Genomic DNA, 25,427 nt, shown 5'->3' on the forward strand with positions numbered 1-25,427 from the left:
TGGAGCGGGAAACGAGTCTCGAACTCGCGACCTCAACCTTGGCAAGGTTGCGCTCTACCAACTGAGCTATTCCCGCGTTCTCTTGTCTTAACAACAAAGAAGTCGGCATTATAAATCCTGCACATTTTTTGTCAAGCTGTGTCAATCATTAATTTTATGGCAACCTTGATTTTGTTGAAAAAATATTGTTTATTTGTGTCGGATTTTGTGTTCAGGCTGCCTGAAAATTTATTGAAACTCTTTCCACGCCATTTTTAAATAGTAAAACATAGACCAAATCGTCAAAATAGATGCAATCAACATCAGGGCATTACCCCAAAATTGTAAATTTAATCCAATAAAATCATCATCATTAATCAATAACATAATAATCGCCACCATCTGCGCCGCCGTTTTGAATTTGCCTATGCTGGCAACGGCAACACTACCGCGTTTGCCCATTTGCGCCATCCATTCACGCAGGGCGGAAATGGTAATCTCGCGGCTGATAATCACAATGGCATACAGCGCAGACGTGCGCTCCAATTCCACCAATAAAATCAAGGCAACCGCCACCATCAGTTTATCCGCAATGGGGTCTAAAAATGCACCAAAATCAGAAGTTTGTTGCCATTTGCGGGCTAAATAGCCATCCAGCCAATCGGTCGCACCCGCAATGGCAAAAATCACAGCCGCTAACCAGTTGATTAATTGCAAATTTAACATACTTTCAGGCAAATACAGGACAAGCGCAAATATGGGAATAAGCGCAATGCGTAGCCATGTGAGTAAAATGGGTATGTTCCAAGTCATGAGTTTGCTCCTGATTTTCAGGCTGCCTGAAAGGGGTTTGTGTGGGGGTTTGCTGTTGTAAATTTTTGTGAAATTATAATGAGATTGGCGTTTTTTTTCAGTTTTTTATAAAACAGGCTGCCTGAACGTGTTGTTTTCAGGCAGCCTGTAGATTAGATAATTTTTGAATTCAATCAATTAGTGATGATGACCGTGCGCACCGTGAACGTGTCCATGTGCGATTTCTTCTTCGGTTGCGGGGCGAATACTGTCCACTGTGGCTTTGAAGCGAATCACCATGCCTGCTAATGGGTGGTTGCCGTCCACGACTACTTTGCCATCAGCCACATCGGTTACGCGGTAAACGATGATTTCGCCAGTTTCAGGGTCGTCCGCTTCAAACATCATGCCAACTTCCACTTCTACAGGGAATACATTTGCGTCTTCCATGCGTACCAATTCAGGTTCTTGTTCGCCGAATGCGTCATCGGGCTGCATAACGACTTCCACCACGTCGCCCACGTTTTTCTCGTGCAAAGCTTCTTCCACCAATGGGAAAATGCCATCGTAGCCGCCATGTAAGTAGGCGATGGGTTCGGCAGTTTCGTCAATCAATTGATTGTTGCTGTCAAACATTTGGTAGTGTAGGGTAACGACTGAATTTTTTTGAATGCTCATTTGCGGTGTCCTTGAATGGGCTTATGTAAAGATGGCAAGTATAACACAGGCAGCCTGAAAAATTGTGGCAATTTCTGTTGATAAAATGCAACAATCATCAGCAAGAAAAAAGTATAAAACATAAGTTTCATCTAATATGAATACTTAAATACTTATAAAAATCAAATTTTTATATAAAAAAATTAAACGTCAAGCCCCCATCACCCTAAAAACCTGTGTAAAAAAACGTATAAAAAATGTGTAAACAATTGCATAAACGCTTAATTTCAGGCAGAATGCGCGGTTTCTCCGATGGTTATTTGTATTGCCCCTATTTAGGGCATTGCATGACTAAATTTACTCAACACCGTTTAGTTTTTACAAGGTATAAAAAATGAAAAAATCTTTGATTTCTGCTGCTTTCTTGTCATTGTTGGTTGCTGCTTGTGGTCAACAAGAAGCTCCTCCAGCAGCAAAACCTGCTGCAACTGAAGTAGCGGCTTCTGCTGTAAGTGCTGCGGCTTCTGATGTAGCTGCTGTAGCTTCTGAAGTAGCGGCAACTGCCGCTTCTGCAGCTTCTGCCGCTCAAGAAGCTGCTTCTACTGCTGCTGCTGTGGCTTCTGACGTAGCTGCAACTGCTGCTTCTGCCACTTCTGCTGCACAATAATTAACAAAAACTCAATCGCGTTTTTGCTAAAACAAAAAACCGTTTTACTCTGAATATGGAGTAAAGCGGTTTTATATTTTTCAGGCTGCCTGAATGGGTTAAATTATGTAAATTAATTTAGAATAACTTGCTCATTAGAATAAAAACTACTAGAATTGAAACATTGATTGGTCAAAAATGACTGATTAATAGTTTCTCCTCTATTTCTCCTTTGTAAATAAACTTTGGCGCATATCTTTTCGGGATATGCGCGTTTTTTTGCGTATAATCTTGATTTCATTTTACCCAATTTATTAGGAGCAAACCCATGAGCCGTATTACTCACACCTTTGCCGCACTTGGTGAACGCAAAGCCTTGATTCCTTACATTACTGTTGGCGACCCTAATTTGGAAACCACGCTCGCGCTTATGCACAGTATGGCAGACAATGGCGCGGATATTTTGGAATTAGGTGTCCCCTTTTCCGACCCGATGGCAGATGGCGCGGTGATTCAACGTGCGGTAGAACGGGCATTGGCGCAAAATGTGTCGCTGCGTGATGTGTTGGACGTGGTGCGCCGTTTCCGCGAAACCAATCAAAAAACACCTGTTGTGTTAATGGGTTATCTGAATCCAATTCACAAAATGGGTTATGAAACATTCGCGCAAGCGGCGGCAGAAGCTGGCGTGGACGGTGTTTTGACGGTGGACAGCCCAATTGAAACGATAGACACGCTTCAGGCAGCCTTAAAATCGCACGGCGTAGATTGTATTTTCTTGATTGCGCCCACCACCACCGAAAGCCGCGTTCAGGCGATTGCGGAACGGGCGAGCGGTTTTGTGTACTATGTTTCGCTCAAAGGGGTAACGGGTTCGGCGCAATTGGACACGGCGGCGGTGGCGGAAAAAATTGCAATGTTGCGTCAATACATTAGCATTCCGATTGGCGTGGGTTTTGGCATTAGCGATGCGGCGAGTGCGGCGCAAATTGGCGCGGTGGCGGACGCGGTGATTGTCGGCAGCCGCATTGTGCGCGAAATTGAAAATAATACGGGCAATGAAACGGCGGCAGTCGGCGCGTTAATCCATGAATTGAAAAACGCGATTTAATTTACTAAATAAATCATACAGGCAGCCTGCAAAATATTTCAGGCAGCCTGAAATCTATTTCTTCACATTCTCCGACGCCCACAAACTCAAATCCTGCTTATTCAACGCCGCCGCCATCAAATCGGGGAATTTATCAGGCGTACACGCAAACGCTGGCACGCCCAAAGTCGCCAAAAATTCCGCATTGCGTTGGTCGTAAAACGGCGCACCATCGTCATTTAATGCCAGTAAAACAATCAGTTGTACGCCCGAATTTACCAAATCCATCATACGTTTACGCATGGCGCGTTCATCGCCGCCTTCATACAAATCGGTTACCAAAACCAAAGTCGTGTCATTTGGGCGCGTGATTTGCGTTTGGCAATAATTCAGGGCACGATTGATGTCCGTGCCGCCGCCCAGTTGCACGCCAAACAGTAAATCCACAGGGTCGTCCATATCGTCCGTCAAATCCACCACCGCCGTGTCAAACACCACCATGCGCGTATTCAAAGACGGCAAACTCGCCAGCACCGAGCCAAAAATCCCCGAATAAATCACAGAAGTCCCCATAGAACCACTTTGGTCTAGGCACAAAATCATGTCGCGCACAGCCTTGCGCTTTTTGCCGTAACCAATGCGTGTTTCGGGAATAATCGTTTGATAATCAGGCTGATAGTTTTTCAGATTTTTGCGTATGGTGCTGTGCCAGTCAATTTCTTTGAAACGCGGATTGCGTGTGCGCGTGGCGCGATTGAGTGCGCCTTGAATGGCTTGTTGGGTGGGCGATGACCATTTTTTCAGCAATTCTTCAACGACTTGGCGCACAACTTGACGTGCCAATTCCTTATTTTTTTCGGGAATGACACGGCTTAAACTCATCAAAGTTGCCACCAAATGCACATCGGGTGTGATGTTGGCGAGCATTTCTTTTTCGGTTAATAATGAATGCAAATTCAAGCGATTAACCGCATCTTTTTGCATGACTTGCACCACAGATTGTGGGAAAAATTCGCGAATGTCGCCCAGCCACGCGCTGACTTTCGGGGCAGATGCGCCCAAACCGCCACGCCGATTTTCGCTGGGGTCGTAGAGTGCGGACAGGGCGTTATCCATGCGGATTTGTTCGGGGGACAGGTTTGTGCCACAAGTTTCGGAGGCGGGTTCGCCCAGAATTAATCGCCAACGGGTTTGGTGTGGGGTATTCATGTTTTTTCCTTTTATTTCATTATTTTGTATTTTTCAGGCAGCCTGAAATAAAATATTTCTCATTAAAACATCATGTTAGTGTATACAATTGAACTGCGTGGGCAACGAGTTGCCCACCCTACGCTTGCTTGCTACGGCAGCTACATTTGTTGTATTAAGTCATAATAATTTGATGATTGAATTAAATCCAATAATTCCAAAGAAGTATAATTTTCTTGCTTACCTAGTACACCACAATCATTATAAACAATATAACCAAAATAATGACAAAATAAATATGCAATTAAAATAGTCAAATCTTCCCCATTATTGTCTTTTAAATCAACCATAAAAGGAAATTGCATAGGCTCAATTTTATATTCTAAAATATGATTAATGGAAACAATGCATTCTTTATAACCATCAATAAAAATCAAATAATTTTCATCAATATCAAGATAATGATGGTTAATATTGCCCATTTTAGATAGAGTAGAAATAATAAATGCAATACTTTCCTCTTCGTGAGATATGGGAATGTACAAGCTAGCTAACATAATAACGATATACCCTACATTTTTCAGGCAGCCTGAAAGCGAAATTCCGCGTGTTTGGGCAATAAATCCACATTATTCGGATTTTCAATAAATTCACGCATAATATTTTGAATTTTCTGATTATTTTGCGTATGTTTAAAAATAAACCAATCGGCGATTAAATCCGCCTGTTGCTCCATATTAAATTGATTAAATTGCTCGCAATTTGCCGACCATTTTTCATAAGCATAACATTGGTTGGCTTTATAGCCGCCCTTTGCCGTCAAAATAATCCCATCTAACCAAAGCCTTAAACCCAATTGATATTGCCACACGTGCGCCATTTCGTGAATAAAAAAATGCTGCTTGGACACGTCCGCGCTGCTGAAATCGTCCACATAAGTTTGTTCGGGAAAGTGCATGGTGCCAAAGGGCGACATCGCCGTTTTCGCGTGCTGAAAAAACGGAATCAATCTGCCGTGATGAATGCGGATTTTGTCGTAATCCAAACTGTTTTGGTAAACCGATTGTGCCAACGCGATTTCGCCCGCCGTCAGCTTGCGATAGGAATTTCTCTTAAACATTTCAGGCTGCCTGAATCATCAAAATAAGCTATTTTAGCGCAAAAATGGCTGCCTGAAATCGTTTTCAGGCAGCCTGTGATTATGGGAAAGTGGGCGTGTCTTGCAATGTATTCCCCGCCACATCTTTGGCGGACAAACTCGGCTCGCCCATCAAACCCCAGTCTATGCCCACCGTTGGGTCGTTCCACAACAGCGAATGCTCGGATTGTGGGTGGTAATAATCGGTGCATTTGTACATAAATTCCGTATTGTCTGCCAGCGTGTAGAAGCCGTGCGCGAAACCCTCTGGCACCCACAGTTGGCATTTGTTTTCGGCGGACAAAATCGCGCCAAACCATTTGCCAAAAGTGGGCGATGAGCGGCGCAAATCCACCGCCACATCAAACACGCTGCCAGCCACCACGCGCACCAATTTGCCTTGCGTGTGTTCCATTTGATAATGCAAGCCGCGCAAGACGTTTTTGCTGGATTTGGAATGGTTTTCTTGCACAAAAGTGCGGTCGGCAATGTGTTCACGAAACCAATTATCGCGGAAAGTTTCCATAAAAAAGCCGCGTTCATCGCCAAAGACTTTGGGTTCCAATAATTTGACATCGGGGATAGATGTTTCAATAATATTCATGTTTTTTAAACCTTATTTTCAAAAAAATATTTTTCAGGCTGCCTGAAATTATTCCATCGTGAAAAAAAATAATAAATAAGTAATGCCCAAAACAAGCGGAAAAACAAATAAACCAATCAATAAATATTTTCGCCAATTAACAAGCGATTGATTTATTTCTTGATTTTTCTTCAATAAAATTTCTCGGTTGGGAATGGCAAAAAATAGGCAAAGTTGCGTAACGAATGTATAGGCTAACATTTGTGCCACAAGTAGTATACCTAACATCCACATTAAGAATTTATCAGCGGAACTGGCAGTAAATGGGTTAATTGTCAGTACAATAAACCATATTGTTGCAGGAATATAACTTAAAATAATCAAAATTTTATACAATAAAACAACTTTTTGATTATTTTCTCGATGATGAAAATACCAACGCGCAAAAATTGCCGCCAAAATTATCACAACAAATAACGCGCCATCCATAATAGATAAAGTCGCCATTTAGCACCCCATTACACATAATCTTTCAAATCCAACAAAGCCTTACGCCAATCGCTCGTCTCAATCCCAAAATTCGCCTGAATTTTGCCACAATCCAAACGCGAATTGGCTGGGCGAGACGCTGGCGTGGGGTAATCCGCAGTTGTAATCGCATTTAAAACAGGGATTTGCGCCAACACATTTTGCGCGTGGGCTTGCGCGAAAATCTCGCTGGCAAAATCGTGCCACGATACATAAGGGCTGCCTGAAAAATGGTACACGCCAAATTGATTGGATTGTTTTGAAATGATTTTTTCGGCAATGTGGATTAAGGCAGCCGCAATATCGCCTGCGTAAGTGGGTGCGCCAAATTGGTCGGCAACCACGCCCAAGCTGTCGCGGCTCGCGCCCAAACGCAACATGGTTTTGACAAAATTGTTGCCGTGTTCGTTGAACACCCATGCGGTGCGCAAAATGATGTGGCGTGGGCAGGCTGCCTGAACCGCGATTTCGCCAGCCAATTTGCTTTTGCCGTAAACATTTTGTGGGGCGACTGGGTCGGTTTCGCGGTAAGGGGTTTCGCCTTTGCCGTCAAAGACATAGTCGGTGGAAATGTGCAAAATGGCTGCCCTGATTTCGTTGGCGGCTTGCGCCAAATGTTTCGCGCCCAACTCATTGATGGCAAACGCCAAATCGCTTTCGCTTTCCGCTTTGTCCACCGCCGTGTACGCCGCCGCGTTGATGATGATGTTGGGGCGGAAATCGCGCACGGTTTGCCAAACGGCATGTTTATTTGTGATGTCAAGGGTTTGGCTGGTGGTCGCCAAGATTTTGGCTTTGCCTTGTAATTGGGCGACAAGTTGGCTGCCGACTTGTCCGTTTGCGCCTGTGATTAAGTATTTCATTTTTTCAATCCTTTAAATTTGAATTTTTTGGCAAACATTGTTATGAATGATTTCATTACCCACTTTCAGGCTTGTTTCCAATTTATTTTGATTTAACTTATTGATTTTCAAAACCAATCCATCGGCAGTATGTTCCGCCCATGCTTGTTCTAAACCAAGACGAAACGCTTTCAATTCTTGTGGCTCTGCTTTATCTAATAAATTTTTCTCTCGTGATGTTACCAACATTTTGATTTTAGGCGGTTTTGTTTGAGTAAGGATAATTTGCTTATCCTTTAATCGCCATGTTCCTATGCTATCCGTACTTTGATAACGATATAAATTGACATCATTTTTTATAACAAAAATCAGCGCATCACTGTGCCAAACACCATTTTCCAATATCGTTTCACGAGAAAAATAGCGATTTTCTGAAAATGTATCTTGGGCTTCACAACGCCATTGTCCTACCAATAATTTTTTATCATCATGATTTGTGGGAATTGGTGTGCTACTACAAGCAATTAATATGCTTGATAGCACACCCCAAAAAATCATTTTTTGAAATACCATCATTTGACCCCTTATTTATGTTTTCAGGCAGCCTGAAAATCAAATTATGGCATTTTTTGACAAGGAATGGGCAAAACCATACCGTGCATGCCGCCGATTGCCAAACGGAATTGTTTTTCATCTAAGGCTTTGATGGTAAACGGGACAGCATCAAAAATGCCCCAATATTGCTTTAAATCTTGCGCCATTTCGTTTTTAATGCTCAAAGTATCAGGCTCTTGTTTTTCCAATTTTGCCAAAGCCATTTGTTTGTGTGGATTGCTTTCTGGCAACAGTGTTACTTGATGTTCGCCCATTGTTTTTTCTTGATAAAAACGTTTTCGGATTTGCCATTTTGCTTGATGTGTGTGTTCAAATTCGTATTTCAAGTCATGGGTTAAATTTCGGACAATCACACCTTTGCGGGTTAATGTGCCATCTTTTTGATAATTCACGTCAAAATGGTAACGCAAATCTTCCCTAATCGGCACATCGCAATGCCATTTACCGTGTAATAAGTGGGCTTTGTCATCAAATTTGGGTTCAGTTTGATCTTGCTGAATGAACTCTTCCAAATCAGGGGGCAACGTAAAATCATTTGTAATTTGTGTGGAGTGGGGTGCTTGAGATGTTATGCTGGTGCAAGCCGTCAATCCAATCGTTAAAATCATTAAAGATAAGATATGATAATACATGATTTTCTCTGAAAAATATGTTTTTAAGCTGATTTTTTGCCAACCAAACGCAACAAATACTGCCCATATTCGTTTTTCGCCATGGGTTTAGCGATTTGGCGGATTTGTTCAGACGTGAGCCAACCCTTGCGCCACGCAATTTCTTCCAAACACGCCACTTGCAAATTCTGAACGTGTTCAATGGTTTTCACAAAAGACGAGGCTTCATGCAAACTGTCGTGCGTACCCGTGTCCAGCCACGCAAAACCGCGCCCCAATAATTGCACGTTCAGGCTGCCATTGTCCAAATACATTTGATTTAACGCGGTAATTTCCAATTCGCCACGCGCAGACGGCTTAACTTGCTTGGCAAATTCCACCACGCGATTGTCGTAAAAATACAAACCCGTTACCGCCCAATCGGATTTGGGTTGCGTGGGTTTTTCTTCAATGGATAAAACTTTGTTTTCATTGTCAAATTCCACCACGCCAAAACGTTCAGGGTCTTTCACTTGATAAGCGAACACGGTTGCGCCATGTTTGCGGCTGGCGGCTGCCTGTAAAGTTTGCGTAAATGATTGACCATAAAAAATATTATCGCCCAAAACCAAACACACATTGTCATCGCCAATAAAATCTTCGCCAATCAAAAATGCTTGCGCCAAACCGTCAGGACTGGGTTGTATGGCGTATTGAATGTTTACGCCAAAATCCGCGCCATCGCCCAATAAGCGCACAAAAGCGGCATGGTCTTCGGGCGTGGTAATGACCAAAATATCGCGTATCCCCGCCAACATCAGCACAGAAAGGGGATAATAAATCATGGGTTTATCGTAAACAGGCAAAAGCTGTTTGGAAACACCGCGTGTAATCGGATAAAGGCGTGTGCCACTTCCGCCTGCCAAAACAATGCCTTTCATGGGTTTTCTCCTTGTTTTATCAAATTGTTTTGATGGGAATTTTGCTTTTCAGGCAGCCTGAAACCGTTGTTCACAATATTTTTTCAAGCCCAATAATCGGCGTTCCGCCACAAATGAAAAATATTTTATCATCAATGGATTAAGCCAAAACGCACACCATTTGGGTGCAGAAAGCGAATAACAAAACCGTGCCACCGTTTCTGTTTCATTTGCTTTTTGAAACACCCAACTGCCCGCAAATTGTTCAATAAAAAAAGGGGCTTGAAACATTTTGACCGCAGCGCATTCAGGCGGTTTCACTTGCACAAAACGCACACGCATGGTCATGCCCAGTTTGGAACGGATTTCCACTTCACGCCCCACAAACGGCATACCGTCAGCACCGTCCAAATTGCGAATGTAATCAGGAAATGCGTCCCAATCGTAACGCACAGAATAATCTTGCGAAATCTCGTAAACCAAATCAATGGGCGCGTGTATGGTTTGTTGATGATTGATTTGTGGCATGATTTTTCCTTTCAGGCTGCCTGAAATCTTATTTTCCCAACCCCAAGCGTTCCAAACGATAATCGCCACTCAACACGCGTTCGCACCATGCGCGGTTGTCCAAATACCATTGCACGGTTTTGCGTAAGCCCGTTTCAAAGGTTTCTTGCGGTGTCCAGCCCAATTCGCGTTGGATTTTTTGCGCGTCAATCGCGTAACGCACATCGTGTCCTGCGCGGTCGGTAACGTGGGTAATCAAGTCGGCATAATGCGCCACGCCTTGCGGTTTTTCAGAGGCAAGTTCTTCTAATAATTCGCAAATTTTTTTGACGACTGAAATATTGGTTTGTTCGTTGAAACCGCCAATATTGTAGGTTTCTCCAATTTTGCCGCGCGTGATGACCGTGTACAAAGCGCGGGCGTGGTCTTCCACAAACAGCCAATCGCGGATTTGCAAGCCATCGCCATAAACGGGCAAGGGCTTGCCGTTCAGCGCATTTAAAATCATGAGCGGAATCAGTTTTTCGGGAAAATGATAATAGCCGTAATTGTTGGAACAATTGGTGATGATGGTCGGCAAACCGTAGGTTCGGTGCCATGCGCGTACCAAATGGTCGCTGGACGCTTTGCTGGCGGAGTAGGGACTGGACGGTGCATAAGGTGTTGTTTCCGTGAACAAATCGTCTGTACCGTGCAAATCGCCAAACACTTCATCGGTGGAAATGTGGTGGAAACGGAATGTGGCTTTTTCATTTTCAGGCAGCCTGAAAAAATAAGCGCGTGCCGCTTCCAGCAATGTGAATGTGCCAATGATGTTGGTTTGAATGAATTCGCCTGCGCTGTCTATGCTTCTGTCCACATGGCTTTCGGCGGCAAGGTGCATGACGGCAGTTGGTTGATATTGTTGAAAAATGCGGTCTAATTCAGCGCGATTGCAAATGTCCACTTGTTCAAAAGCATAGCGCGCGCTGCCTGAAACGCTGGCAAGATTGTCCAAATTGCCAGCGTAGGTCAGTTTATCCACATTAATCACAGAATCGTTTGTGTTGTCAATGATGTGGCGGATGAGCGCAGAGCCGATAAAGCCTGCGCCACCTGTGATTAAGATTTTCATAGGGCTGTACTCAAAATTCGGGGAAAAAATTATTTAGGTAAAGTAATGGCTTGATAAGGCTCAATATTGAACACATAGCGTATCCAATTGTAAAAACTGTATTTTTCACGAATCTTCGGGTCAATTTCATGATACGGTCGCGCCAAAAAATCGGCAATGCCCACAAAATTATTGCCATCAAAAATATAAATATTATCAGGGTGATAGAAATCATATTCGGCGACAGTCGCATTGGTGGTAATCAATTTTTTGCGATAACCCAATGCGTCAAAGGTACGCAAAGACAAACCGCTATGCGCGTTCACCACAAAATCCACCAACACACGGCTGCGTTGCACATAATCTAAATTCTTTTTAAAATCAATATTTTGATGAATAATTTGAATATTATCCTGCGGATACAAAGCGCGGACATGCTCATCATCGCTGCTGACCAAAAATTGTAGCTGCCAATTGGCTTCGTGCGCTAATTTGCTGAATTGATTGATAATCTCCATGCGGTCGGGACGATGTGCGCCGAGAAAGTAAAAATCATATTCGGGCAACACGTTTTCAGGCTGCCTGTTTGGGTGGGCAAAATAGAAATTGGTGGCAGGCAATAAATTGGCGTGTTCGCGCACATCTTCGGGATTAAAGGCGTAACATCGGTCAAAAAGCGGCAAAGTTTGCCAAATGTAGGGAAAACGATTCATGCCGTCCCATTGATAATTCACCACCGCATAACGGGTTTTGCGTTTGATAGCGCGAATAAAATCGGCATGAAACACATCGCCCCGAATAAACAAGGTGTAATCCACATCGGGCAAATTATCATGTTGTTTTAATAAGACTTTGCTGATAAGTTGACGTTTGGCGAATTCATCACGCGCCAGAATTTTTTTGAGTTTCACCCAAACCCATGCCCACCATGATGGGTAGCGAAAGGCTTGATTATTCGTGCTGATTAGGTAAACGCGAAAACCAGCCAAACGCAAATGTTCCGCAATCACTTGGTGCATTTGGCTGTCTTCGGGCATGGCGAGTAATACGCTGATTTCAGAAGAATGTTCCATTTTGATTTGATTCACACGCGTAAACTTGCTGCCCATTTATCAAAGGCAGCCTGAAACACTGCGCTCAATTTGGCTTGGTTTTCTGGCGTGTCTTCGGTGCGGTAAAATCCGCTTTCGCTGTCTAAATCCAAAGCCATAAAATAATCGTTAATAAAATGTCCGTAGCCTTCTTCTTCGTCTTCGTAATAATATTGGGTGAAGCGGTTGCCGATTTCATTGAAACAGGTTTCGTCAATGCCGCCGCCCAATTCGCTCAATACAAAAGTGGTGCCTGAAATATAACCGTTTTTCAGTAAATCAAAGGTGGGCAAACTTTCCGCCGCTTTGCTGTGCAGATTTTGGGACACCGCCCACGCGTAGTAATAGCCGATGTGATGGGCGGCTTGTTGCGGGGCGAATTCGGCTGGGTAATTGTCTAAATGAAAAGAAATGTGGTCGTAATGCATGGTTTGATGTTCCGTTAAATTTTGTGAAATTTTATCGCTACCCGTCAGCGCATTCAATCAAAATCAAGCATTTTCCATGCCGTGTGCCGCAAAAAACGACAATACGGTTTCAGGCAACCAACGCAAATGTCCCCGCCCTGCCCCACTGACAAAACCGCAATGTCCACCATGTTCAGGCTGCAACAGGGTTACGCTCGCCGACACTTGCTGGGCATTGGGCAAAAATTGGCTGGGGAGAAAGGGGTCGTTTTTCGCGTTTAACAATAAAGTGGGGCGGGTAATGTGTGGCAAAAACGGCAAAGATTGGCTGCGCTCATAATAATCGTGGCAGCCTGCAAAACCGTTGAGCGGCGCGGTGTGCAAATCATCAAATTGGCTTAATTTGCTGATAAACACATTGGGGATTTTGTCCACTTTTTTGTTGAGCGTGTGCAAAAAATAAGGCGTGTAAAATAAACGCGATAAACCCACGTCCAAAGCCGCCGCCGCCGCGTGCAAATTCACAGGCGCAGACACGACCGCCGCCGCATTGGGCAGAGCTTTATCGCCTTGTTCGCCCAAATATTTGGCTAATGCGTTGCCGCCCAATGAAAAGCCGATGGCGTACAATTTTTGCGTGGGGTAACGCGTTTTCAGGCTGCCTAAAATATGGGCAATTTCACGCGTATCGCCGCTATGGTAAGCGCGTGTTGCTGCCACGCCGCCGCAGGTGCGAAAATGCGCCACCACGCCGTGCCAACCGCGTTCTTGCACGGTTTTCATCAATTCTACGGCATAATGGCTGCGGCTGCTGCCTTCCAAACCGTGAAACAAAACGACTACGGGCGCATTCGCGTTTGCCGAATCCACAAAATCATAAGCAAGCAAATCCACGCCATAGCTGTCGGGCAACAGTTCGCGGCGGTAGTGGGGTGGTGGGGCTTGTAGGGATTTGGCGTAAAGGGTTTGCGCGTGTCCATTGTGTAGCCAGCGTGGGGGAATCAGGGGAGTGGGTTTAAACATATTGATTTTATTTGATTTATTTGGTTGATTATTTTTTTCAGGCTGCCTGAAAAATGGGCAAAGCATTATTTTACCGAAAATATGCCCGAAAATGGGCAAACTCATTATTCCGCCCGCATAATCTGATAAACACTAGACAAATCATACACTTTATACCGAGCAGGCTCTTTGCGTTTTTCGCCAGCATAACTCAAAGTCAGCCCCAAATGGCGCGATTTGTCCACCCAGCCAATAAACATACCACTATGCTCCACGCCGTGATAGCTGTGGTTCACATGATAAATCCAGTCGCCCGCGCGAAGCTGGTCGCTGGGTGCATAGTTGCCACCGATTTTATCGGCAAACACAATTTTACGCGCATTTCGCGGCACACCAGCGCGTGTCCATGCCGTGTCCAGATAATCCCAACAGCCGCCTTTGATGATTTCGCCATGCACCAAAGTCATTTGCCGCGCTTGAGCGAGTACGGCGCGGGTGCGCCCCGATGTTTCGCGCTCGGCTTGTTCAATCAGATAGTGGTGTGAATCGGAAAGGGGTTGGGGATTGGGTTTGGGTGCAGTGCTGCACGCGGCGAGTATAAATAATAAGGGAATGAGTTTTTTCATGATTTTTTATGTGAGCATTTAGTTTTCAGGCTGCCTTTGGGCATATAGTCGCAGAACTGAAAATGCAGTACAAGGCGACAACGCCCTTATGTACTATTCGTACACGGCGGGCGTTGTCGCCTTGTACTGCATTTTCATTTCTACGACTATACAACAAAAATCACAGTAGGGTGCGCCGTGCGCACCAAATAGCTGAATAATTTAAATATTGTAGCGAATTTGGTACGCACAGCGCACCCTACATGGCTCAATATTCAGGCAGCCTGAAAATCATCAAATCAAACCAAATCAACGGCTTTCCATCACTTTTTTGCCATCGCTGCTTAATTCACGCGCTTTGTTTAATAATTGCAAAAACTCGGCGCGTTCGCCAAATTCATCGGGTTTGGCTGCGCTTTGGGCTAACTGGGCGATACCGTCCCACGACAAATTGCCATTGTATTTATCGCCCTGCAAACGCTGCCCATAAGCCGCCACCGCCACCGCCCAACGCGTATCTGCATTTGCCTGATTCAGCGATTTGCTGCCCACCGCAATCGGCTGCTCTAACAAAATACTTTGTTTTTGATTCGGATTTTTGTAACGCAATTTCACAAAAGCGTATTCTTTCAGGCTGCCTGAAGTTTTGTTGGCGGTTTGGTAACGCGAATTGTCCAGCCAACCTTGTTTGCCTGTCGGGATAAATTCGTAAATGGCGGTAACATTGTGTCCTGCGCCGATGTCGCCAGCGTCCACTTTGTCATTATTGAAATCTTCTTGTTTCAAAGCGCGATTTTCGTAACCAATCAAACGGTATTCTTGCACGGTAGCTGGATTGAATTCCACTTGAATTTTCACGTCTTGCGCCACCGTAGCCAGCGTGGAGGACAATTGGCGGTGCAGCACTTTTTTCGCTTCCTGCTCATTGTCAATATAGCTGTAATTGCCATCGCCCGCGTCGGCGGCTTGCTCCATCAAATGCTCATTGTAATTGCCTGTGCCGTAGCCCAAAGTGGTCAGGGAAATGCCTGTTTTGCGTTTTTCCTCAATCAGATTTTTCAGCGTATCAAAATCGGTAATGCCCACATTAAAATCGCCATCGGTCGCCAGCAAAATGCGGTTAATACCGCCTTTGATAAACGCTTTTTGCGCTTCGGCGTAGGCCCGGCGTATGCCTTGTTCGCCAGCCGTGCTGCCACCCGCTTGTAAATTATCAATGGCTTTTAAAATCACGTCTTTTTGGCTGCCTGAAGTGGGTTCTAATACCACGCGTTCATCGCCAGCATAGGTAATCAGGGTAACTTTGTCTTGTGGGCGCAATTGTTCGGTCAAAATCCGCAAGGTTTTTTGTACCAATGGCAATTTATTCGGCTCGTGCATGCTGCCCGACACGTCCACCAAAAAGACTAAATTGGCGGCGGGCAATTCTTTTACCTGCAAATCTTTGGCTTGAATGCCAATTTTGAGCAATTTAGCGTCCGTTTTAAACGGCGAATCCACCACTTCGGTATGCACGGCAAAAGGGTGATTATCGCGTGGCAGCGCATAGTTGTAGTCAAAATAATTAATCAATTCTTCAATGCGCACCGCATTCTGTGGTGGCAGGCTGCCTGAATTTAAAAAACGGCGCAAATTGGCATAGCTGCCCGTGTCCACGTCAATACTAAAAGTGGAAACCGCTTCTTCGGCGACTGATTTAACGGGATTGGGGTCAATTTTGCCGTATTTTTCTGTGTTTTCAGCTTGTACAGAGCCAAAATGACCAGTTGGGGAGTGTGCGCCAATATAGCTATCACGCGAGCCAAACATCACAGCTTGCTTGGTGGCAGGCGCAGGGCGTGCACGTTTAAATTCCGCAATAGCAGGTGTAGGCGCAAGTGGTGCTTCCATACGCGATTCCATGCGGTATTCAGTAGTGTATTCTACAGTGGCGGCGGCTTCTGCTGCTTGATTGCTGCTGGACACGTTTTGTTGTGCGGAGCCGCAGGCTGCCACAAATAAAGTGGCAATCAATGTGGCGATTAATTTACGGTGTAACATGATGATTTCCTTTGTGGGGGTTAAACAGTAAACAAAACCAAAAAACACATCATGCAGAATGACACCCATTTATTCAAGCAAATTTACATTTCAGGCAGCCTGAAAGCAAATAATGTTAAAATTCGCCCACGAAAAAATTTCATAAAATAAACACAGGAATATCAAACAATGGATTCAATAATTGAACGCGACAGCATGCAATACGATGTGGTGATTGTCGGGGCTGGTGTGGCGGGTTTGTCGGCGGCGATTCGGCTGAAACAATTGGCGGCGGCGCATAACCGTGAAATCAGCGTGTGCGTGTTGGAAAAAGGCAGCGAAGTGGGCGCACATATTTTGGCGGGCGCGGTGTTTGACCCGATTGCTTTAAACGAGTTAATCCCAAATTGGCGAGAATTGGGTGCGCCACTCACGCGTTCTGTTACATCCGATGAAGTGTGGTTTTTGACAACGGAAAAGAAATGGAAAATGCCACTCACGCCACCGAGTTTCCAAAATGAAGGGAATTATATTATCAGTTTGGGTGTGTTGTGCCGTTGGTTGGCGGAACAGGCGGAGGGTTTGGGCGTGGAGATTTACGCAGGTTTTGCGGCAGCGGAAATTTTGTATCACGCCGATGGCAGCGTAAAAGGCGTGGCAACTGGCAATATGGGCGTGGGCAAAGACGGACAGCCCACCGCCCATTTTCAAGCAGGCATGGAATTGCACGCGCAACAAACCCTATTTGCCGAAGGCGCGCGCGGCTCATTAAGCAAACAAATTATCCAACAATTCGCGCTTGACCGCGACAGCCAGCCACAAACTTATGGTTTGGGGATTAAGGAAATTTGGGAAATTCCTGCCGAACACGCGCAAGCAGGTTTGGCGATTCATGCCATTGGTTATCCTTTGGATATGAATACTTACGGCGGCGCATTTGTTTACCATTTGGACAATAATCAGGTGGCATTGGGTTTTGTGGTGGGACTGGATTATCAAAATCCGTATTTGTCGCCATTTGAAGAATTTCAACGCTTTAAATTGCACCCAGCGATTCGCCCGATGTTGGAAAATGGACGGCGGATTGCTTATGGGGCGCGGGCTCTGGTGGAAGGGGGGCTGCAGAGTTTGCCGAAATTATCGTTTGCGGGCGGTGTGTTGATTGGCGATTGTGCGGGTTTTCTGAATGTGCCGCGCATTAAGGGCAGCCATACGGCGATGAAATCGGCGATGTTGGCGGCGGAAGCGGTGTTTGCGGTTTTGGCGCAACACGATGGCGAGCTACCCGAGCAAAATTCCACCGCTTCTAGTTACCAAATGCGTTTTGAAAACAGTTGGTTGTATCAGGAATTGCACGAAGTGCGTAATGTGCGCCCTGCGTTTAAATGGGGTTTGCTGCCTGCGATGGCATACACGGCTTTGGAACAATATGTGTTGAAAGGGCGCGGTTTTTGGACATTCAAACATCACTGCACGGATTCAGGCAGCCTGAAAAAAGCCGCCGAATGCCGCCCCATTGAATATCCGAAACCCGATGGCAAAATCACATTTGACCGTTTGAGCAGCGTGTTTTTGGCGAATGTGTCGCATGAAGAAAACCAGCCTGTGCATTTGCAATTACACAATCCGCGTTTGGCGATTGATGTGAATTTCACAGAATACGCCAGTCCTGAAACGCGTTATTGCCCTGCTGGTGTGTATGAAATTGTGCAGGAAAACGGCGAACCACGTTTGCAAATCAATGCCGCCAACTGTGTGCATTGCAAAACCTGCGACATCAAAGACCCAACAGGCAATATCACATGGGTTTGCCCCGAAGGTGGCGGCGGCGCGAATTATGCGGAAATGTGATTGAATTTCAGGCAGCCGTTTTGTACACGACAATTTTTACCAACCCAAAATGTAGGGTGCGTACCACGCACCAAATCATTCAAACAATTTGGAATTTTGGTGCGTAATACGTACCCTACATGAGTTTTGTCGCACACCCAAAGGCAGCCTGAAAACCACTTTCAGACCGCCTTTTATGATTCGCCCCACCCAAATTTTATTATAATCAACACTTCATTATTTATCACACAAAAATCATCATGACCCCACCACGCTCCACCCTAATCGCACTCGCGCTTATCGCCATGCCATTAGCCGCCGCACCGCTCCCTGATGTACAGCAAGCCAGCCAATCGGTTTACCGCATTTGGTTGGGCATTCCCCTGCCCACAGGTTTTGTGAAACAAACCGATGGTAGCCATATTCAATCGCTGCAAACTCAAGCGTTTGCCGAACAAGTGCCGCTCAAAGGCATGAGTTTGCTGAATAAAAAATCGGGCAAACTCAAGCCTTTATCGGGCGAAGGCATGTTGTTTCAACACAATGGCAAAAATTATTTATTGGTGGCAAATGGGTCGGCATACGCGGTGTCAGATAAAGGTCATCTGGTAACCAATGCCAAACTCGCCGACAATGTGGGCGACACCCAAGCGGTGTTTGTGGACGAAACAGGTTTGCGTGATATGGGCGACAATGGTGGCAAAGCAGAAGCGTTTATTTTGACGAAACCTGCCGACACGTCCGCATTCAAATTGCACCCCATCAAACAAATTGTCCGCGATGTGAAAACCGATTTGGCGGTGATTTATGCGGAAAGTTTACCCACCAAAGGTTTGAAATTGGCAGACAGTCAATTTGCGAAATCGGCGGATTTGGTGTTTGCTTTGGGCGCGGAAGGGGCGTTTGACCCGCTTTCGGGTAAACAAGGTGCGATTGACCGCGTGGACTACACCGCCGCCATTGCCAGCGAAGGCAAATTAGATAAACGCGTAAAGCAAAAAGAAACGAGTTTGTGGCTGCATTCCGCGCCCATTTCAGGCAGCCAAACTGGAGGCGCATTGGTCAATCAATGTGGGCAAGTGTTGGGCACCAATCAATTAAATGAAGTGAATGGCGCATTTGCCGCGATTGACGCAGGCGAATTATTGCCCATGCTGCGTAAACACAGTATTCCATTCCAAACCTTTCAGGGGCGGTGCGGCAATATACTTGCCAAAGCGGAAAATGCGGTAGATAAAGCGGAAGCGGTTTTGCGTTCGGCGGAACACAATCCGCGTGGGTGGTTGTCGGTGTTGGGTTTGGGCGTATTAGGGCTGGTGGCGGCGGTGATTGCGTGGAAGGCTTTGGCTTGGACACTGCGCCAACGCCGTCAAACGGTGCGTGGTACGCCGCAGGCTGCCAATAGACAGCCTGCACCAGTCGCGCCACCTGTTCAACAACCCAATTATGCACCCAATCCGCCTGCACAAAATCCAGCCGCCGCGTACACACCGCCGCCTGTTCAGCCGACTTATGTTCCGCCCACGCCACCTGTTGCCGCGCCGAAAACGTCTTACGACCATTTGGCGATTGTGTTGCAAGGCGTTTCAGGCAGCCTGAATGCTTTAGCTGTGCCGAGTAACCGTGTGATTACGGTGGGACGCGCGGCGGATTGCGATGTGGTTTTGCCCAACCCACAAATTTCAGGAAAACATCTGAAATTATGGCAAGACAATGGCGCAGTGTGGGTGCAAGATTTAAACAGCAGCAATGGTACATTTGTGAATGGTGCAAAAATTCATGCCGCCACGCGTTTAATGGTTGGTGATGTTTTGCAATTCACCAGCGATGTGAATATTGCCCGTTTCAGGCTGCCTGAAATGTCTGCCGCCGCGCATACGGTGGTACACACGCCGCCCACGATTCACATTCCCACACACACTTGGCACTTAAAACCCATGCAACAGGATTTGCCGCCGATTGCCGTGCCAGCGCAGGGGCGCATTGCCATCGGGCAAGCCAGTGATAATGATGTGGTGATTGCCAACCAATATGTGTCGCGTAAACACGCCCATTTGCGCGTGGAAAATGGCGTGTTGTGGCTGATTGATGTGGGCAGCAAAAATGGCACGTTTGTGGATTCATTGAGCAATCGTGTACAAGAAACGCCTTTGCAAACGGGGCAGACGGTTTATTTTGCCAATCAGTCGGTGCAGTATCGGGTGGAGAAGGTGTGAATTTTTCAGGCTGCCTTTCATTACCCTACAAAATCAAAAACATCGTCATTCCCGCGTAGGCGGGAATCCAAAGTTAAATAACACAAACTTTTGTTTCTTAAAGTTAAAAATAGATTCCCGCCTGCGCGGGAATGACGGCGTTTTTTCTGTTTCAGGCAGCTTATTTCAGTTTTGTAGGGTAGTGAAAGGCTGCCTGAAAATCATGCCACACACAAATGCCAAAACCGACTAACCACAAATTGAGAAAACCATGTTAAGCACCCCACCTTTTACGCCCAAAATTGCGCAAGCATTGGCAAATTTGGGCATTGCCCATGCCTATGACGTGCGCCAAATCAACCCTTGCCACGCTGAAACAGAGCATGGGTGGCGTAACCCAATCTGTGTTTTGGCAGCTGGTGGCTGTGGCAGAAAACCGCACAGCACAGCAACTTTCTGCTGAGCAACGCACTTTTTGGTAAATAAAATTGCGTAATTACCCACCCGTAGCCATCTTTCCCCCCGAACAAGAAATGACACATTTTATGCGTTTGGCTTTGCAACAAGCGGTTCAGGCTGCCGAATTGGGGGAAATTCCTGTGGGTGCGCTGGTGGTTCATCAAGGCAAAGTCATTGCCCAAGCCCACAATCAATGCGTTTCACACCACAATGTAAGCCACCACGCCGAAATTTTGGCTTTGGCACAAGCAGGACAAGTGCAACAAAATTACCGCCTGAACGATTGCGATTTGTACGTTACCCTAGAACCTTGTACCATGTGTGCCAGCGCCATTTTGCAAGCGCGGATACGCCGCCTGATTTTCGCCGCCCCAGAGCCGAAAACAGGGGCAGCAGGCAGCGTGTTGAATTTATTTGCCATGAAAAATTGGAATGCCCACACAGCCGTTTTGGGCGGCGTGTTGGCGCAAGAATCGCGGCAATTATTACAAAACTTTTTTCAGGCGCGGCGATGAGCGTTCAGGCTGCCTGAAAAACAAAATCAAGGAAAATCAAATGACAATCCAACCTGTTTTAGACCAATTAAATTACCTGATGCGTGAAATGGCAAAGACGCAAGAATTAGCTCATTATTACCCAGAATTTTATATGGGTTATATTTTTCAAACCGAAGAAACTCATAATTTTTCTATTGAAAATAATCAGTTACTATTTCAACGCTACGAAAAAGGCGAAAACCATACCAAAGGCGATTTGATTGAAGAACAGCGTTTTTCATCACTCAACGGCTTGGCTTATTTTTATTGGAAAGACAGCATGTATTTTAAATCCACTCGCGTGGGGCGCGAGCAAGTGAAACAAAAATATGCCACCAAATTGCCCAATACAAAATGGTGTTCAGCCATGTGGATAAATGAAACAGAAATCAAAGACGTGCCATGCTTGCTCTTATTGCCTGAAAACAAACAAGATTTGATAGAAAAAAGAGAAGTTTTTTTCTTGGAAATGCTGCATTTTGAATTTTCAGAACGCGAGTTTAAAAAAGTCATCACTTATCACAATCGCTGCAATGAAATCATTGACAAAATATTTGCTGAAAAAACATTGGAATTGGACAACATCATTTTTCAGGCAGGCTTAAACAAAATGCTGGGTTTGCCCGATGTGCCCGCGCTGCAAAATCCATTATCACAACAAGAACCTGAAAATAAATTGAAAAATTTAAATCATGCCCGTGAATGGAAAACATTTCGCCAGTATGTGAAACGACATTTTTTGTCGGTTTCAGGCATTGCTATTGAAAGATGGACAATGCGTATTTTGGGTGTGATTGCATTGATTTCATCAATGATGTTACAGAAAATCAGCATGGTAACGCACATTACACTGTCGCTTGTGCTGATTTTATATTGTCTGCGCCCATTGACCGCGTTGGCTAAACGTGAATTTAATCAATTAAGAGAAAAAAGACTATCAGAAGTGAAAAAACGTTTCGGTGATTTATGCCTATGGATGAAACGAAATGAATCGCCACAATCGTGGTTCAATTCGCGTTTATTGGGTTGGGTGTCTGTGATATTGTGGTTTGTTTATCTTGGTATGGGCTATTTATTCAATCATTGGAACAATAAGATGATGTTTGCTTGCTTTGCTGTGGTTGCGGCTTATATTGTTGTGCAAGAAAAAGAAGCCGCTTAAAGGCAAAATCCGAACCGTGTTTTGATTATTCAAAAAAAGCAGCCTGAAAAACATTTTCAGGCTGCTTTTTTCATTCAAACGCGATTACAAAGTACGCGCCACTTCCACCACGTCAAAGCATTCCAGTTGGTCGCCTTCCATGATTTCATTGAAGTTTTTAATCATCAAACCGCATTCAAAGCCCATTTTCACTTCTTTCACATCGTCTTTAAAGCGTTTGAGCGATGACAATTCGCCCGTGTGAATCACCACATTGTTGCGAATCACGCGCACTTTGCTGTCGCGTTTGACCAAGCCGTCCGTAACCATACAGCCTGCAATATTGCCGACTTTGGACACCGTAATGACTTGGCGGATTTCCACCGTACCCGTGATTTGTTCTTTCTCTTCGGGCGACAACATGCCGCTCATTGCCGCTTTCACATCGTCAATCGCATCGTAAATGATGTTGTAGTAGCGGATTTCCACGTCTTCGGTTTCTGCCAATTTACGCGCAGCATTGTCCGCGCGCACGTTAAACGCAATAATCAACGCGCCAGACGCAATCGCCAAGTTCACATCGCTTTCCGAAATGCCACCCACGCCACTGTGTAAGACTTGTACGCGCACTTCATCGGTGGACAATTTTTGCAGGCTGCCTGCCAAAGCTTCGTAAGAACCTTGTACGTCTGCTTTGATGATGATAGACAAGTTTTGCGCCTGATTTTCGCCCATGTTGTTGAACATGTTTTCCAATTTGGCGGCTTGTTGTTTTGCCAAACGCACATCACGGAATTTGCCTTGACGGAACAGGGCAACTTCACGCGCTTTTTTCTCGTCCGCCAACACCAGCGCGTCTTCGCCTGCATTGGGTACGTCCGACAAACCCAAAATTTCTACGGGAATAGAAGGACCTGCTTCATCAATCGGTTTGCCGTTTTCGTCCAACATCGCGCGGATTTTACCGAACGTGGTGCCAGCCAACAGCATATCGCCTTTACGCAAAGTACCACTTTGCACCAACAAGGTGGCAACCGCACCGCGACCTTTGTCCAATTTCGCTTCCACAATCAAGCCTTTGGCAGGTGCTGCGACTGGGGCTTTCAATTCCAACACTTCCGCTTCCAACAACACGGCTTCCAACAATTTGTCAATGTTGATGCCGTGTTTGGCAGACACGTCCACAAATTGCACATCGCCGCCCCATTCATCGCACACGACTTCGTGTTGGGTCAATTCTTGGCGAATGCGTTCGGGGTTGGCGGAATCTTTGTCAATTTTGTTCACGGCAACCACAATCGGCACGCCTGCGGCTTTGGCGTGGGCAATGGCTTCAACGGTTTGCGGCATCACGCCATCATCGGCTGCTACCACCAAAATCACGATGTCGGTGGCTTTGGCACCACGCGCACGCATGGCGGTAAAGGCTTCATGACCAGGGGTATCCAAAAACGTGACCACACCACGCGGCGTGTCCACATGATACGCGCCAATGTGTTGCGTAATGCCGCCCGCCTCGCCCGACACCACGCGCGTTTTGCGAATGTGGTCAAGCAGCGAAGTTTTACCGTGGTCAACGTGTCCCATCACGGTAACAACGGGTGGACGTGGCAACATTTCCGCATCAACATGGGTGCTGTCGTCATTCAAGAAGGCATCTGGGTCGTCAATGGCGGCAGGTTTGCCGATGTGTCCCATTTCTTCTACCACGAGCAGGGCGGTGTCTTGGTCAAGCGATTGGTTAATCGTAACCATCATGCCCATTTTCATCAGCGTTTTGACCACTTCCACGCCTTTGACTGCCATTTTGTGCGCCAAATCGGCTACGGTAATGGTTTCAGGCACCAGCACTTCGTGAACCACAGGTTCGGTTGGGGCTTGGAATGCGTGTTGATTTGGCTCTAATTTCAGTTTTTTGCCTTTTTTGCCGCCGCGTACTTGCTCGTCATCGCCACCGCGACTGTCATTGCGACCGCCTTTGCCTTTTGCCGCTTTGCCGCCTTTGCCTTTTGGCGCGTCATCATCGCGGCTGTGGCGGCGGTCGTCTTTTTTGCGGCTGCCGCTGCTGGGGTTTTCATCGTTCAGGCTGCCTGAAGATTTAGGTGCAGGTTTTTCGGCAGATTTGGTTTTGTCTTGTGATGCAGATTTGGCTTTATTTTCATCTGCTTTGCGTTTTTCTTCGCTGGGTTTGGCGGTACGCGCTGCGTCTTTTTTCGCTTGAGCGGCGGTTTTGGCTTCTTCGGCAGCCTGTAATTTCGCTGCTTCACGGCGTGCTTGACGCTCCGCGCGTTCTTGTTTTTCGCGCAACAAGGCTTCTTGCGCTTCACGGCGTTTGCGCTCTTGCTCGGCTTCGGCGGCACGACGCGCGGCTTCTTCCGCGTTCACTACTTCCACAGGTGTCGGCAAAGGCTCGGGCGCACCCTGTTCCCTATTCTTATTGCGATTGCGACCACCGCGTGAACGCTTGCGTTTTTCTTTTGGCTCGCCATCTTCTGTGTTTGTTTCGGGTTTAGTGGTCGGGTTTTCAGCAGATTTGTTTTCCACTTTTTCCACCGCTTCCGTTTTTTCTGCCACAGGCGTATTTTCCGTTTTCAGGCTGCCTGAAACCGTTTCGCCATTGTTTTTATCGGATTTTTCGGTTTGATTATCCGATGATTTGGCGGCGGCTTTCGCAGCACGAGCCGCTTTCACACGAGCGGCTTCCGCTTCGGCGGCGGCTTTTTTGGCGGCGCGTTCCGCGTCTTCGCTTGGCTGATTATCAGATGGCACAACCGCCGCAGTAGGCGTAGGCGCAACGGTTTCGGGAGCGGTTTCTGTTTTCAGGCTGCCTGAAGTGGGTTGCGCGGTTTGAGCAGCTTCTTCCGCTTTTAATTTTGCCAACAATTCATCTTTGGGGATTTCAACGTGGCGGCGTTTTTTGTGTTCCACCACAGGGCTGGCGGGTTTGTTATTGCGTGAATGTGTATTACTCATA

Annotated in this window: 25 protein-coding genes, 1 tRNA gene and 1 pseudogene; 6 read left to right on the forward strand and 21 right to left on the reverse strand. The window is 46.1% G+C overall.

Going from position 1 to position 25,427, the window contains the following annotated elements; translation table 11 throughout:
• The 4 genes from Q338_RS04025 to Q338_RS15305 form a co-directional block, all read right to left on the reverse strand.
• A tRNA-Gly gene (locus Q338_RS04025) sits at positions 1-76 on the reverse strand.
• Between the two features lie 152 nt (positions 77-228).
• Positions 229-792: a CDP-diacylglycerol--glycerol-3-phosphate 3-phosphatidyltransferase gene (gene pgsA / locus Q338_RS04030; RefSeq protein ID WP_034292229.1), complete on the reverse strand. Its 564-nt coding sequence runs from the start codon at positions 790-792 to the stop codon at positions 229-231.
• Between the two features lie 177 nt (positions 793-969).
• Positions 970-1,449 carry an FKBP-type peptidyl-prolyl cis-trans isomerase gene (locus Q338_RS04035; RefSeq protein WP_034292231.1) on the reverse strand — a complete coding sequence of 160 codons (480 nt, stop codon included), beginning with the start codon at positions 1,447-1,449 and terminating at the stop codon, positions 970-972.
• Complete coding sequence (locus Q338_RS15305) at positions 1,446-1,571, reverse strand: hypothetical protein (protein WP_280517515.1); 126 nt, start codon at positions 1,569-1,571, stop codon at positions 1,446-1,448. The genes Q338_RS04035 and Q338_RS15305 overlap by 4 nt, the downstream gene beginning before the upstream one ends.
• A gap of 251 nt (positions 1,572-1,822) precedes the next feature.
• Between Q338_RS15305 and Q338_RS04040 the strand changes: the two genes are divergently transcribed.
• Both Q338_RS04040 and trpA read left to right on the forward strand, forming a co-directional pair.
• Entirely contained in the window at positions 1,823-2,095 is a 273-nt protein-coding gene (locus Q338_RS04040) for a hypothetical protein (protein WP_034292233.1), read from the forward strand.
• A gap of 307 nt (positions 2,096-2,402) precedes the next feature.
• Complete coding sequence (trpA, locus tag Q338_RS04045) at positions 2,403-3,185, forward strand: tryptophan synthase subunit alpha (protein ID WP_034292236.1); 783 nt, start codon at positions 2,403-2,405, stop codon at positions 3,183-3,185.
• 54 nt (positions 3,186-3,239) lie between these two features.
• Here trpA and Q338_RS04050 read toward each other — a convergent pair whose 3' ends face one another.
• The 16 genes from Q338_RS04050 to Q338_RS04125 all read right to left on the reverse strand — a co-directional run bounded on the left by Q338_RS04050 (position 3,240) and on the right by Q338_RS04125 (position 16,313).
• Positions 3,240-4,373 carry a VWA domain-containing protein gene (locus Q338_RS04050; RefSeq protein ID WP_034292238.1) on the reverse strand — a complete coding sequence of 378 codons (1,134 nt, stop codon included), beginning with the start codon at positions 4,371-4,373 and terminating at the stop codon, positions 3,240-3,242.
• A gap of 140 nt (positions 4,374-4,513) precedes the next feature.
• Positions 4,514-4,909: a hypothetical protein gene (locus Q338_RS04055; protein ID WP_147293686.1), complete on the reverse strand. Its 396-nt coding sequence runs from the start codon at positions 4,907-4,909 to the stop codon at positions 4,514-4,516.
• A 23-nt stretch (positions 4,910-4,932) separates the two neighbouring features.
• Entirely contained in the window at positions 4,933-5,472 is a 540-nt protein-coding gene (locus Q338_RS04060; protein WP_034292242.1) for a hypothetical protein, read from the reverse strand.
• Between the two features lie 79 nt (positions 5,473-5,551).
• Positions 5,552-6,094, reverse strand: a complete 543-nt coding sequence (rfbC, locus tag Q338_RS04065; protein WP_034292244.1) for a dTDP-4-dehydrorhamnose 3,5-epimerase — start codon at positions 6,092-6,094, stop codon at positions 5,552-5,554.
• A 48-nt stretch (positions 6,095-6,142) separates the two neighbouring features.
• A complete protein-coding gene (locus tag Q338_RS04070) occupies positions 6,143-6,580 on the reverse strand; it encodes a hypothetical protein (RefSeq protein ID WP_115723625.1) in 438 nt (145 codons plus the stop codon).
• Positions 6,581-6,591: 11 nt separating this feature from the next.
• Positions 6,592-7,464 (reverse strand): dTDP-4-dehydrorhamnose reductase, encoded by an 873-nt coding sequence (gene rfbD, locus Q338_RS04075; RefSeq protein WP_034292250.1) that lies wholly within the window; start codon positions 7,462-7,464, stop codon positions 6,592-6,594.
• Between the two features lie 12 nt (positions 7,465-7,476).
• Positions 7,477-8,019: a hypothetical protein gene (locus Q338_RS04080; RefSeq protein WP_034292253.1), complete on the reverse strand. Its 543-nt coding sequence runs from the start codon at positions 8,017-8,019 to the stop codon at positions 7,477-7,479.
• A 41-nt stretch (positions 8,020-8,060) separates the two neighbouring features.
• A complete protein-coding gene (locus Q338_RS04085) occupies positions 8,061-8,690 on the reverse strand; it encodes a hypothetical protein (protein WP_147293685.1) in 630 nt (209 codons plus the stop codon).
• A 23-nt stretch (positions 8,691-8,713) separates the two neighbouring features.
• Positions 8,714-9,589, reverse strand: coding sequence for a glucose-1-phosphate thymidylyltransferase RfbA (rfbA, locus tag Q338_RS04090; protein WP_034292261.1), 876 nt, complete (start codon positions 9,587-9,589; stop codon positions 8,714-8,716).
• Between the two features lie 48 nt (positions 9,590-9,637).
• Positions 9,638-10,165, reverse strand: a complete 528-nt coding sequence (locus Q338_RS04095) for an SRPBCC family protein (protein ID WP_211249423.1) — start codon at positions 10,163-10,165, stop codon at positions 9,638-9,640.
• Complete coding sequence (rfbB, locus tag Q338_RS04100) at positions 10,125-11,189, reverse strand: dTDP-glucose 4,6-dehydratase (protein WP_034292267.1); 1,065 nt, start codon at positions 11,187-11,189, stop codon at positions 10,125-10,127. The genes Q338_RS04095 and rfbB overlap by 41 nt, the downstream gene beginning before the upstream one ends.
• 29 nt (positions 11,190-11,218) lie before the next feature.
• Entirely contained in the window at positions 11,219-12,241 is a 1,023-nt protein-coding gene (locus Q338_RS04105) for a CgeB family protein (protein ID WP_034292297.1), read from the reverse strand.
• Between the two features lie 11 nt (positions 12,242-12,252).
• Entirely contained in the window at positions 12,253-12,744 is a 492-nt protein-coding gene (locus tag Q338_RS04110) for a DUF7832 domain-containing protein (protein WP_342345600.1), read from the reverse strand.
• A 6-nt stretch (positions 12,745-12,750) separates the two neighbouring features.
• The gene (locus Q338_RS04115) at positions 12,751-13,689 is read right to left on the reverse strand and encodes a YheT family hydrolase (RefSeq protein ID WP_034292302.1); all 939 of its coding nucleotides are present in this window, start codon (positions 13,687-13,689) and stop codon (positions 12,751-12,753) included.
• Between the two features lie 104 nt (positions 13,690-13,793).
• Complete coding sequence (locus tag Q338_RS04120) at positions 13,794-14,294, reverse strand: hypothetical protein (protein ID WP_034292270.1); 501 nt, start codon at positions 14,292-14,294, stop codon at positions 13,794-13,796.
• A gap of 288 nt (positions 14,295-14,582) precedes the next feature.
• A complete protein-coding gene (locus tag Q338_RS04125; RefSeq protein ID WP_211249424.1) occupies positions 14,583-16,313 on the reverse strand; it encodes a vWA domain-containing protein in 1,731 nt (576 codons plus the stop codon).
• A gap of 168 nt (positions 16,314-16,481) precedes the next feature.
• On the opposite strand from Q338_RS04125, the gene Q338_RS04130 reads away from it, so the two are divergent.
• The 4 genes and pseudogenes from Q338_RS04130 to Q338_RS04150 all read left to right on the forward strand — a co-directional run bounded on the left by Q338_RS04130 (position 16,482) and on the right by Q338_RS04150 (position 22,474).
• The gene (locus Q338_RS04130) at positions 16,482-18,143 is read left to right on the forward strand and encodes an electron transfer flavoprotein-ubiquinone oxidoreductase (protein ID WP_034292273.1); all 1,662 of its coding nucleotides are present in this window, start codon (positions 16,482-16,484) and stop codon (positions 18,141-18,143) included.
• A 239-nt stretch (positions 18,144-18,382) separates the two neighbouring features.
• Positions 18,383-20,338, forward strand: coding sequence for an FHA domain-containing protein (locus tag Q338_RS13695; protein WP_084693520.1), 1,956 nt, complete (start codon positions 18,383-18,385; stop codon positions 20,336-20,338).
• Between the two features lie 250 nt (positions 20,339-20,588).
• Positions 20,589-21,291 (forward strand): annotated as a pseudogene (gene tadA / locus Q338_RS15115) (tRNA adenosine(34) deaminase TadA).
• A complete protein-coding gene (locus tag Q338_RS04150) occupies positions 21,209-22,474 on the forward strand; it encodes a hypothetical protein (RefSeq protein WP_156961030.1) in 1,266 nt (421 codons plus the stop codon). The pseudogene tadA and the gene Q338_RS04150 overlap by 83 nt, the downstream one beginning before the upstream one ends.
• Before the next feature lie 84 nt (positions 22,475-22,558).
• On the opposite strand, the gene infB is transcribed toward Q338_RS04150, so the two are convergent.
• Positions 22,559-25,426, reverse strand: a complete 2,868-nt coding sequence (gene infB / locus Q338_RS04155; protein ID WP_034292282.1) for a translation initiation factor IF-2 — start codon at positions 25,424-25,426, stop codon at positions 22,559-22,561.
• Position 25,427 lies beyond the last annotated feature (1 nt).

The sequence above is a fragment of the Alysiella crassa DSM 2578 genome, from assembly GCF_000745955.1.
GTDB lineage: Bacteria > Pseudomonadota > Gammaproteobacteria > Burkholderiales > Neisseriaceae > Simonsiella > Simonsiella crassa.

Bases quoted from the DNA above. Each gene is read 5' to 3' on its own strand.
- pgsA (WP_034292229.1), bottom strand. From the start codon at position 792: ATGACTTGGAACATACCCATTTTACTCACATGGCTACGCATTGCGCTT.
- Q338_RS04035 (WP_034292231.1), bottom strand. From the start codon at position 1,449: ATGAGCATTCAAAAAAATTCAGTCGTTACCCTACACTACCAAATGTTT.
- Q338_RS15305 (WP_280517515.1), bottom strand. From the start codon at position 1,571: ATGTTTTATACTTTTTTCTTGCTGATGATTGTTGCATTTTATCAACAG.
- Q338_RS04040 (WP_034292233.1), top strand. From the start codon at position 1,823: ATGAAAAAATCTTTGATTTCTGCTGCTTTCTTGTCATTGTTGGTTGCT.
- trpA (WP_034292236.1), top strand. From the start codon at position 2,403: ATGAGCCGTATTACTCACACCTTTGCCGCACTTGGTGAACGCAAAGCC.
- Q338_RS04050 (WP_034292238.1), bottom strand. From the start codon at position 4,373: ATGAATACCCCACACCAAACCCGTTGGCGATTAATTCTGGGCGAACCC.
- Q338_RS04055 (WP_147293686.1), bottom strand. From the start codon at position 4,909: ATGTTAGCTAGCTTGTACATTCCCATATCTCACGAAGAGGAAAGTATT.
- Q338_RS04060 (WP_034292242.1), bottom strand. From the start codon at position 5,472: ATGTTTAAGAGAAATTCCTATCGCAAGCTGACGGCGGGCGAAATCGCG.
- rfbC (WP_034292244.1), bottom strand. From the start codon at position 6,094: ATGAATATTATTGAAACATCTATCCCCGATGTCAAATTATTGGAACCC.
- Q338_RS04070 (WP_115723625.1), bottom strand. From the start codon at position 6,580: ATGGCGACTTTATCTATTATGGATGGCGCGTTATTTGTTGTGATAATT.
- rfbD (WP_034292250.1), bottom strand. From the start codon at position 7,464: ATGAAATACTTAATCACAGGCGCAAACGGACAAGTCGGCAGCCAACTT.
- Q338_RS04080 (WP_034292253.1), bottom strand. From the start codon at position 8,019: ATGATGGTATTTCAAAAAATGATTTTTTGGGGTGTGCTATCAAGCATA.
- Q338_RS04085 (WP_147293685.1), bottom strand. From the start codon at position 8,690: ATGTATTATCATATCTTATCTTTAATGATTTTAACGATTGGATTGACG.
- rfbA (WP_034292261.1), bottom strand. From the start codon at position 9,589: ATGAAAGGCATTGTTTTGGCAGGCGGAAGTGGCACACGCCTTTATCCG.
- rfbB (WP_034292267.1), bottom strand. From the start codon at position 11,189: ATGAAAATCTTAATCACAGGTGGCGCAGGCTTTATCGGCTCTGCGCTC.
- Q338_RS04105 (WP_034292297.1), bottom strand. From the start codon at position 12,241: ATGGAACATTCTTCTGAAATCAGCGTATTACTCGCCATGCCCGAAGAC.
- Q338_RS04115 (WP_034292302.1), bottom strand. From the start codon at position 13,689: ATGTTTAAACCCACTCCCCTGATTCCCCCACGCTGGCTACACAATGGA.
- Q338_RS04120 (WP_034292270.1), bottom strand. From the start codon at position 14,294: ATGAAAAAACTCATTCCCTTATTATTTATACTCGCCGCGTGCAGCACT.
- Q338_RS04125 (WP_211249424.1), bottom strand. From the start codon at position 16,313: ATGTTACACCGTAAATTAATCGCCACATTGATTGCCACTTTATTTGTG.
- Q338_RS04130 (WP_034292273.1), top strand. From the start codon at position 16,482: ATGGATTCAATAATTGAACGCGACAGCATGCAATACGATGTGGTGATT.
- Q338_RS13695 (WP_084693520.1), top strand. From the start codon at position 18,383: ATGACCCCACCACGCTCCACCCTAATCGCACTCGCGCTTATCGCCATG.
- Q338_RS04150 (WP_156961030.1), top strand. From the start codon at position 21,209: ATGCCCACACAGCCGTTTTGGGCGGCGTGTTGGCGCAAGAATCGCGGC.
- infB (WP_034292282.1), bottom strand. From the start codon at position 25,426: ATGAGTAATACACATTCACGCAATAACAAACCCGCCAGCCCTGTGGTG.